The 9,210-nt window shown below is 35.7% G+C and carries 12 protein-coding genes; 5 read left to right on the forward strand and 7 right to left on the reverse strand.

The features are described 5' to 3' along the window. Positions 1–3: 3 nt before the first annotated feature. Positions 4–279 carry a hypothetical protein gene (locus tag IPH52_28720; protein ID MBK7058967.1) on the reverse strand — a complete coding sequence of 92 codons (276 nt, stop codon included), beginning with the start codon at positions 277–279 and terminating at the stop codon, positions 4–6. A 1,535-nt stretch (positions 280–1,814) separates the two neighbouring features. Then, positions 1,815–2,036: a hypothetical protein gene (locus IPH52_28725; GenBank protein ID MBK7058968.1), complete on the reverse strand. Its 222-nt coding sequence runs from the start codon at positions 2,034–2,036 to the stop codon at positions 1,815–1,817. 589 nt (positions 2,037–2,625) lie between these two features. Here IPH52_28725 and IPH52_28730 point away from each other — a divergent pair. Further along, positions 2,626–5,199 (forward strand): TonB-dependent receptor, encoded by a 2,574-nt coding sequence (locus IPH52_28730; GenBank protein ID MBK7058969.1) that lies wholly within the window; start codon positions 2,626–2,628, stop codon positions 5,197–5,199. 56 nt (positions 5,200–5,255) lie between these two features. On the opposite strand, the gene IPH52_28735 is transcribed toward IPH52_28730, so the two are convergent. From IPH52_28735 to IPH52_28750, 4 genes are all read right to left on the reverse strand, one after another. Beyond that, on the reverse strand, positions 5,256–5,363 hold the full coding sequence (locus tag IPH52_28735; GenBank protein ID MBK7058970.1) for a hypothetical protein: 108 nt from the start codon (positions 5,361–5,363) through the stop codon (positions 5,256–5,258). Then, on the reverse strand, positions 5,315–5,587 hold the full coding sequence (locus IPH52_28740; protein MBK7058971.1) for an ATP-binding protein: 273 nt from the start codon (positions 5,585–5,587) through the stop codon (positions 5,315–5,317). The genes IPH52_28735 and IPH52_28740 overlap by 49 nt, the downstream gene beginning before the upstream one ends. Positions 5,588–5,701: 114 nt before the next feature. Continuing rightward, positions 5,702–6,319: a hypothetical protein gene (locus tag IPH52_28745; GenBank protein ID MBK7058972.1), complete on the reverse strand. Its 618-nt coding sequence runs from the start codon at positions 6,317–6,319 to the stop codon at positions 5,702–5,704. Positions 6,320–6,348: 29 nt separating this feature from the next. After that, the gene (locus IPH52_28750) at positions 6,349–6,636 is read right to left on the reverse strand and encodes a hypothetical protein (GenBank protein ID MBK7058973.1); all 288 of its coding nucleotides are present in this window, start codon (positions 6,634–6,636) and stop codon (positions 6,349–6,351) included. Between the two features lie 317 nt (positions 6,637–6,953). Between IPH52_28750 and IPH52_28755 the strand changes: the two genes are divergently transcribed. The 4 genes from IPH52_28755 to IPH52_28770 all read left to right on the forward strand — a co-directional run bounded on the left by IPH52_28755 (position 6,954) and on the right by IPH52_28770 (position 8,404). Continuing rightward, the gene (locus IPH52_28755) at positions 6,954–7,292 is read left to right on the forward strand and encodes a hypothetical protein (GenBank protein MBK7058974.1); all 339 of its coding nucleotides are present in this window, start codon (positions 6,954–6,956) and stop codon (positions 7,290–7,292) included. 94 nt (positions 7,293–7,386) lie between these two features. After that, on the forward strand, positions 7,387–7,662 hold the full coding sequence (locus IPH52_28760; protein MBK7058975.1) for a DUF2219 family protein: 276 nt from the start codon (positions 7,387–7,389) through the stop codon (positions 7,660–7,662). A gap of 38 nt (positions 7,663–7,700) precedes the next feature. Next, positions 7,701–7,946, forward strand: coding sequence for a hypothetical protein (locus IPH52_28765; protein ID MBK7058976.1), 246 nt, complete (start codon positions 7,701–7,703; stop codon positions 7,944–7,946). Beyond that, positions 7,943–8,404 (forward strand): hypothetical protein, encoded by a 462-nt coding sequence (locus IPH52_28770; GenBank protein MBK7058977.1) that lies wholly within the window; start codon positions 7,943–7,945, stop codon positions 8,402–8,404. The genes IPH52_28765 and IPH52_28770 overlap by 4 nt, the downstream gene beginning before the upstream one ends. 41 nt (positions 8,405–8,445) lie before the next feature. Here IPH52_28770 and IPH52_28775 read toward each other — a convergent pair whose 3' ends face one another. Then, positions 8,446–8,661, reverse strand: coding sequence for a hypothetical protein (locus IPH52_28775; protein ID MBK7058978.1), 216 nt, complete (start codon positions 8,659–8,661; stop codon positions 8,446–8,448). Positions 8,662–9,210: the final 549 nt, after the last annotated feature.

The following is a 9,210-nucleotide window of genomic DNA, read 5'->3' on the forward strand; positions in this document are numbered from 1 at the left end:
GGGCTAATGCATAACAATTTTGAAAAACCATACTGCTATTGAATTTATAGAGACCATTGTTCTCTGCCCAAGGGCTGTAGCACAACGAGCGCCTGTTGATTGAGAAACACCTGCAACCCAAATATTACCGGATACATCCACAGTAGTTGCAGAACCACCTATATGATTACCCCCTCCTATCGATCCAGCCAGTGAAGTTTGTAACCATGTTCCATTTGTGTTATACTTAATCAAGGTCATCGCGCTATCTGTTCCACCCGTATTCGTTATAAGATCCAAATTTCCTTTTACTCTACCTGATGCATATACATTTCTACCATAGCGTCAGCCAAATACCAGCAACTTTAATTCGCTACCACCGTTTTTTACAATTATCCATGTTATTTATGTCCCCCGTTTTATTCAGATATATTATCGTCCCGTTAATCTTAATCCTCCAGCAGGACCCCATGTGGCATTCCGGCGATGAACACGTTTGCGTTGGAATCAATCGTTAGACCCTTTTTCCAAAAACCTCCGGTTGAAAGTGGAATGACTCTAGTCCAAAGTCGCTTCCCGTCTAAATCATATTTTGTAGCAAAAGAAGTAGAAATGCCCGGATAAAGTTAAGGCTCACCGTCTAACACTCCAGTTGTGGAAACCTCCTGCATAAAGACTATTAGTCGCTGTACTGAAAAATAGGCTTCCGTATCCGGAAGCACAACCGTTGGCTGTATCTCGAACACTCACTCCGTTTAAACAGTCCAGACATTTTTTTTCGCAGTTGCCTAGAATACGGAGGCTTAAATTAAAATCAATCTTTCCGCCTGAGTTTGGCGCCGTAATCTCGGTATATAGGCTGTTAAAGGAAATCCTCCGTTCAAATAAATAGCACTACTCGGGTTCCCGTAATAGAGAGCCGGTCGATGCGTCAAACGTCAGTCCTATTGGTAGAGTCGGAGTAATGGTGTCCAGGAATTAACAACACTTCCCGAGTCACTAAGGGTAAAGAATTTACAGCGTTGCCCGGGAATAAATTTAAAGAGAAAGAGGCTCCATAGGGATACGCTTGGCAGGCGCGTCCAGGAGGTGTAACCGTAGTAAGTAGTCGTTAGAGTAGTCGGAGACACTAGGAGAGAAGAGGGATTAGCCTCTAGAGAAGCAGGATTTTCCGCTTCCTGCAAAATAACTTTCCCGTAGAGCTGAACTTAGACGTTACATCGAACGGAGATTTTTTTTTCTTTTGGCTTTTAGAGAGTTTGTAAATGGAATAAGAAATTATAAGTGAATATTTTAATTTGCATAGGCCCCTTCTTAATAGAAACTACTACAGTCTAAGCTTGTAAATTTATTTTCCAACTCATTTCTTTTTTATAACTCTTTTACATTATTAGTTGTATTCTCAGTCCTTTCTCCTTTTGTTCTTTTGAATGAAAGTTTGCAAATCTATTGATAGTGTTTAAAAGAACTTGGTCGAATTAGTCTGATGACATGAATTCTGGCTACCGGAAACATACGTAGTAAGCTCTGCTTAGGAGACTCCTTTGATTTTTACTTTCAAATCTATCTACTTTGATTTTTATCTCAGAAGAAAAGTTCGGAAGCTCCGGAGATGTCAAATATACGGATAATCGAATTCAAATCATTCTTTAGATTTCGCTTGTTTTGAAATATTTTAATTTCTTTAACCTTATACCATTCTGAAAAGAAAATTCAATCTGGCGAGAAGATGAATTTGTAGACGAGAATCCGCAACGATTACTGGCGATTCATCGTTATTAATGACAGTGTTTTGAATGCTCTGTTTTAATTCATTGATCTTTATCTGCAATTTTTCAATCAATACAATTTTGACAAATTTCTTTTTTTTTTTTTTTTTTCTCATGATTAGAGATACTTGTCTGTAAGCCGGTCGCATAGGCTCCCGTGTTGTATGCATCATCCGAGGCTAATTCGGGATGTGGTTTTTTTTCGCTGGTAGGATTGCTTGCATTTGTTTGTGCAAATACAAAACCGGGAATAGAAAGAAAAAATAAAGTGCATAAGAAAATTTTCATGAAATAACTCCTTTTTTTATCATTGCTGATAATGTAGATATTATCGTTATGTCACAGACTTTTGGTCAAGGGAAAAAAAGGTTCTGGTTTATGAATAAATTTCTTTCTTTGCTTGCGGTTTATTTTACGTTTTTGTTCTTTCCTCTGGCAGTTGTCCGTTACTTTGCAAACTAAAAGAAGAATTTCTTTTGATTGATATCTTTTTTATATCGATTGTAATATATTAATTGATAAAATGCAATGCTTCTTGCGTTATCAATTACAATTTAATGGATAGCTTCTCTTCTGTCCAAGAATGCACTGAATAGACTAACTTCTATTATCTGCATATACACTATTATTGTCAGCAAATACCTGTTGCTTCTAAAATGCGGTAATTTCATATTATCCGTTTCACTGAAAAAGGTGTTAGGTTTACTCGCTATGCATTTGCATTTCTCTAGTCCAATTTTTAAATCTTGTAGATTTAAGAAACATGCTTGACGAATTTTTCCTTCTTCTCTAAATTTTATCCGTTGAAAAAAATCTTTAACTGAATTCTTTTATTTATTGTAATGGAAATAAATTTACTTTTATCAGGACTCACCGAATGAAACACAGCCCAAATTATTTCTTTGTTTTGTGTATTCTTTTTACTCTATCCATTTTTTCTCAGACAAGAAATTCTGATAAACTTTTCACACCTAAAGAGGAATTGAATAGAGAAATTGAAGAACTAAAGCAAGAAAAGAAAAGACTAGAAGAGGAAATTCGAAATCTAGATAAGGCAAAGGAAAAGAATTTACTTCCAAAAGAATCTACTTCTTCAAATACAGATAAAACATATAAGGAAGAAGATTTCTTTAAATTGGAAGACAACATTGTAATCACAGCTTCTAGGAAAGTTCAAAAAGTTTCCGAAGCTCCGGCTTCCGTCTACGTAATTACAGATAAACAAATTCGTGCGAGAGGATACAGAACATTAGTCGATGCACTCCATGATGTGCCCGGCTTTGATTTTCAACATACTTATGGCGTTTACCCTGAACTCATTCATCAGCGCGGATTAGTTGGAGAGAATAATCGAACCTTGGTCTATGTAGATGGGGTTCCTGATAATAATATTAATGAAAATGCAGTGCTAGCAGGCACTATTCGTTTTCCGCTGAATAACGTCGCTAGAATTGAAATTGTTTCCGGTCCAGCTTCTGCTCTTTACGGTGCCAATGCTTTTAATGGAATTATCAATATCATCACTAAAGATGGAAAGACTCATCCAGGAAATCACGTTGATTTCACTTATGGAGGGTGGGAAAAAAATTTAGCAAATCCAGGATACTCCGCTAGCTTTTCTGCTAGAGGCAATTCAGGTGTAAACGCAAGTGATATACAATACAGTGTAGGTGGATATTATTATAAAACTGATGGACCTAATTTTTCTAATACAGGAAGACTTGATAAGCCAGGATTCGAAAATAGAGCCAATCAAAATGATATAAATTATTTTACAGAAACAAAGGCTTGTGGTGGTGTTTGTAACCAGAATGCAAATGCAATTGGCAATTGGTGGTCTCCTACTTACAATAATTCGAAAGAGGATACTTATAATTTGTCGGCAAAGTTTAGTAAAGGTGGATTTCGTTTTCAAACAGTGAATTGGCAATACCAGCAGGGGCAGGGGACATTTGGAAATGGGACAGAGCAAATTGATAGCAACCAAAGAGGATTGGATACAGGAAAATTTGATTCTAGAAATTTAGCTCGACTATATGGAATCATAAAAGACCCAAAAAACATTGGAACAGGAGGTTTCATTGGGTCTCACTGGGATTTTAAAAATAATAGTGTAACAGTGGGTTACCTCCATAAGTTCTCAGAAAAGCTCAATTTAGACAGTGAGCTTGTTACCCGCTCTACGCAAATTTTAAGTTCAAGCAATGAATTCTATCCAAATTCAACAGACACCTCTGCCTACTATCGTCCGAACGATGTATCTCCTGCTGCTGGTGCAAAGGCTATTCGTGGCGCATCTGTTTACTCAAGACCGGATAATAACTATCAGCTTGAAGAGAAGCTTCAATACAATCAATCTGATAAACTTTCCACTACGGCTGGTTTAGTAGTCAGACAATTTATTACTCCAAAAGATTATAACAGTTATGAACGATTTACCTACAATACCTATTCTGGTTATATACAACAAATCTATAAACCTGTTGAAAAAATCGTAATCACAGCCGGAGTCAGACATGATATTTCAACAACCTACGGTAATGCAACAAATCCAAGGCTTAGTTTTATCTTTAAGCCTAATAGTGATTTGACGCTAAAATTTTTATTCGGAACAGGATTTAGAGAGCCTTCTGCAAAAGAGCTTTTTACCCAAACTGCTCAGAGAAAACCAAACCCAGCACTTCGACCGGAACTCATGAGAGCACATGAAATTGGTGTCGGCTATCGCTTCTTTAAGAAGTATTATGTTTCTGGACAGGGATATTATAATAGAGTTACGAACTTGATTTTGGAGTTTGCTACGACTGATACAACTACTTTGAATGGAATTGTCCCCAAGAATCCCTGGCAGCAATATCAGAATTTAGGAATTGCGAGAATCTATGGATTTGAACTAGAGACTAATCTGCATTTGCTTGACCAGTTACAGTTTTTTTTAAATTACACTTATACAAAAGGAGAATATGATAGGTTACCCTCAACACTTCAAACCTCACCGGCTACGACTGGAAGAGTTGGAGACAATCCAATCGAAGATTTAAATATGAGCGCCTTTAGGCAAGCAACCGTTACCCCCCAAACACCGAATGGACTTAATACTGTTCCTCGCTCAGGGCAAATTCCGAATATTGCGCCTCATAAAGTAAATCTAGGATTCACTCTGTTACCATTTCCTAATCTTTCAATCTACACTGGCATAAATTATGTAGATATTAGACGTACCGTTTCCACTGACCCTGTGCGAACTGTGAAAGGATACGCAATGCTAAAATTAAATATTCGCTATGAAAATTTTATCTATGAAGGTCTATATCTGCAACTTCATGTGAATAATTTGTTCAATGAACAATTCTATGATCCCGGAATTCGCTCTGCGACAGGTACTTACTATCCGACCATGCATCCATTAGAGAAACGTAATATATGGTTTACGGTTGGCTATACATTTTAGAATTTACTTTTTAGGAAACTCAATTATGAACTTAGTCCCGACATTTACAGTGCTTTCTAATCTTCTTCGTAAGGAAAGGTTACTATGAATTTGCTGCCAGCATTTGGAATGCTTTCTACGGAAATTGTTCCTTTATTAAGATGAATAAAATCTTTGCATAGAATGAGTCCAAGACCGGATCCGCTTTCTCCTTGCGTTCCTTTGGTAGATTTATTGCTATTATTCGCAAAAGGTTAGTTAAAAAATCTCTTTGAATACCTATGCCATTATCCGCTACAATGATTTCGATAAAATTTCCTTTTGTGCTTATAAGAACTTGAATCTCTCCACCTTCCTTGGTAAATTTAATAGCGTTGGAGATTAAATTTCTGAAGATAGTTTCAATCATCTTCTCATCTAGGAATACAAAGTAATTTCTCTCACACTGAAGAGAGAGTGAAATTTTTTTAGTTTTGCACCTGCTCGTAAGAGATCAAAAACACTTCTTATCAATTCATTGATATCAAAAGCGAGATGGTTCATAGTTGAGATTCCCTTTTTGTGATTTTGCCCAGAGTAATAAGTTTTCTAAAAGAAGATATGCCTGCCTTGCGGATGCATTGATGAAATTCAAATTTTCAATTAGATTCTTTGTTGAACCTTGTTCATATTCTAATTCTATTAGTTCAGAAAAGCCCAGAACTCCATTGAATGGTCCACGTAGATCGTGACCAATAATGGAAAAGAATTTGTCCTTTGTTTGGTTTGCAATTCTTAGATTGTCAGCCGTTTCTAGTAATGTTGCATTGCTATTTTCTAAATCAATTCTTTGTTGTTTTATAATTCGATCTTGCTGGAAGCGTCTAATAGAGTTATTCCACATGATAATTGTTAAGAACATTCCTATTCCAATGAAAGTAAAACCGTTCGCACGATTCGACAATAGTATGTCTGGATTATTTTGGGATAAAGATAAAGCAAAGAAAATAATAAATAGGCAATGATAAAAATTGGAAAGGGAGATAATTGGCTTAATTAGCACGGTCATCGGAATTAAAATACAAATGAGTAAGAAGGGGGTAATGGCAGATGTTACAAGCTGATCTAGCACAGTAATGGAAACACCGAAAACAATTGCCATAAAAAAAACCGAATAAAGTAAGAACTGTATTACCTCTTTCCTGAAATTATTGTTTCGTTTGTGGTAATTAAAAATAGATCCGATGGCGATAAAAAAATCATTAGGAATAGATGCGAGAGGATAATTCCTATTCGCCAAAGGTATTCAATTTCTTTATTCGGGTCAAGATTGAGATAGAAAAGAATGATATGAAATAAATTTACAGGAATCCAAAAAATGGACATTACAGAAATATATTGAACGTTGCGATCAAATACTTCATTTGCTATAATGCTTTCATTTAGCTCGGATTTCTTAAAAAAAGTAAACCATTTCATCTTGAATATTTAGATAAAACTCCTTCACACACTCCACAGTATCGAAGCAGTGGCATTTAGAAACAAATTTCTTGTCAATGCTGTCTTATTTTCAAAAAACAGGATTGTATTCAATTCGATAAAAGATTTTTTTTTAGACAGGATTCACAAGATTTACAGGATGGATAATCTCGAAACCCAATTTAGCTTATGTCTGTCGCAAATGATATAGCGAATTAGTTCACCTTAGGTTCCCAATGCAATGCTCAGCTAAATGCTGGATTTGAATTGATATACACCTTGCCTTTTATATCAGCAGATTTAGTTTAGACAGGAAAATGCTAATTAGCTCCCAAAATAGATTTATTATTAGACTTTTATTTATAACAAGTCTCTTACTTTTTTACGTCTCCGCCATATTTGCCAATGATATGGAGAACGAAAAGAAATCTTCTAAACAAATACTTAGACTTACATGGGAAAATGATGTCTTCTTGTTAACAGATCGTGAATATACAAATGGAATTCGAATGGAATATGGTGTATATAAAAAATGGTATACTCCTTCTAGCTTTGCTCTAAATGGATTAACATCAATTATCCCCTATCTAGCCAATCCAAGTTATCACTACTCAGGAATTTCTGGACTCCAAACTTACAGACTCCAACGAATCTAAGCCGCTCTGATATTGTTTATGGAGAAAGACCCTATAGTAGTTTGGGGCTAGCAGCAAGCAGTTCCACTGTTTGGTGGAGCAAAAGTTCTTTAGATTGGAATTTGATTTAGGCAAGATTGGTTCTGATGTGCAAGGCAAAAGCATTCAAACAATCATTCATAAACTTATACAGGCACCGATTCCGCAAGGCTGGAATAGTCAGATTCCAAATCGAAATGGTTTTCAGATTAATATGGATCATAAGTATTTTTGGAAGAAAGAAATTGGGTGGCAAACAGGTGTTAAACTCGGAACCTTTGATACATCACAATCGGTCCTGTGTTTCGATGGGGAAAAATTTCTAGTCCTGTCTCTCATGGAACTTTATTAAATGATTCAAGTCCGATTTATCCTACGGAAGAATCGGAAATGTATTTTTGGATAAGACCACAGGTTAAATATCAATCGTTAAACACAACCTTGCAAGGCACAGGGAAGGGGCTTCCAGATTCAAGTAATCTAAATGAGTTAAGCAACTTGGTTTCTCAAACACAGCCGAACTCGTTAATCGGAAGTCCGTTGTATTCCCAAGTCAATGAAGATAGAGATGCAAATTCTATGACAAGATTTTTAGTCTATGAAGAATTATTACACCAAGAAACTTCTAAGGGTTGAATTATTTAATCTTCAATTCTGTTTTTAATGGAGGAGCTCCCATTGATTCAGGTGCGAAATCATTGATTCTTTATGATATATCAAATCACAATTTGAACCGAGCAGATTACCAATTCTTGGATTATTTTATTCTTGATACTCTATCAAGAAGTGAAACTAAAACACAAAATATTTTCTCTAAATACATTGCCTATCAATATCTATTTCGAAATGAACCGGATAATAAAAATAGCCTCGCGTTGGCTTCTGCATTACTAATAAACGAAAAAGATGGAAATCAAAGATATGGAGTAGAACTAAAACATTTACAAGGAAAAATAGCAACAGGGTTTTTGTATAATAATTCAGATTGGTATTTTCAAATTGCAGCAGAAGTCTCAACTTTAGAATACAAAGCGGCTAATTCTGTATTGCCGTATCATCGCTACGCAAGTTTACAAATGGGAAAGAAGTTTTAGTTAAACGCGTTATAACTTTATTTAGAAGTAGCAACTTTGTATCAAGGGCAAGTAAACTGAAAATTCTTTGAGCCATATATTGTTTCCCATGCTGTTTTCTTTTCACTGTGAAAAACCCATTGAATTTCTTTTGCGTCAACTCTAGACTTGAGGCCATCTATGATTTGCCCCACCTTAGCAATATAGTCAGCACTATAATCCCTTGTATTAAGCATTATATTGGTAGCATAGAAATTTCCTTTCCGCATAGGTTCCATTTTTAATTCCGTCGGAAATTCTAGTAATTGTTGCAATATGGTCTGCTGCAGTCGAGGTAGATGTAACTACGTTTTCACATCCACCGCCTATAAAAGTTAAGTTCTTCAGATGGATCATGTGTGTAAAATTCGATTTGGATTTTTGGTTTCAGGCACCGTATGTTTTGTCATCTGCTGTATGATTTGAACTGCTTGCTAAAACTAATGTAGTAAATTTTTTGGAATAACTCGTATTAACCCTTCTGTTAAACTGTTTCTGCATTGTTTCCCAGTCAATTGCATTTCCATGGTAGCATTGTATGTAAACCTCCAATATTGTCTGAAGGAGTTACTCCTAATAGAAGTTATACGATATACTACATCCGCATAATTCTCATTAGACTCATGTGCGTGCGCATCAACCTCGAAAACCTTTATCTTCTTTGATATATCTAGAAGATTTTATTATTGTATTGCTCATAACTGCTTGCAGTATCACTAAGAGCTTTATTGCCGTTTAAAAATCGCCAATCAGATTCGTAATTTAATTTTGCACCTTTAGAATAGATT

Source organism: Leptospiraceae bacterium (assembly GCA_016708435.1).
Classification (GTDB): domain Bacteria; phylum Spirochaetota; class Leptospiria; order Leptospirales; family Leptospiraceae; genus UBA2033.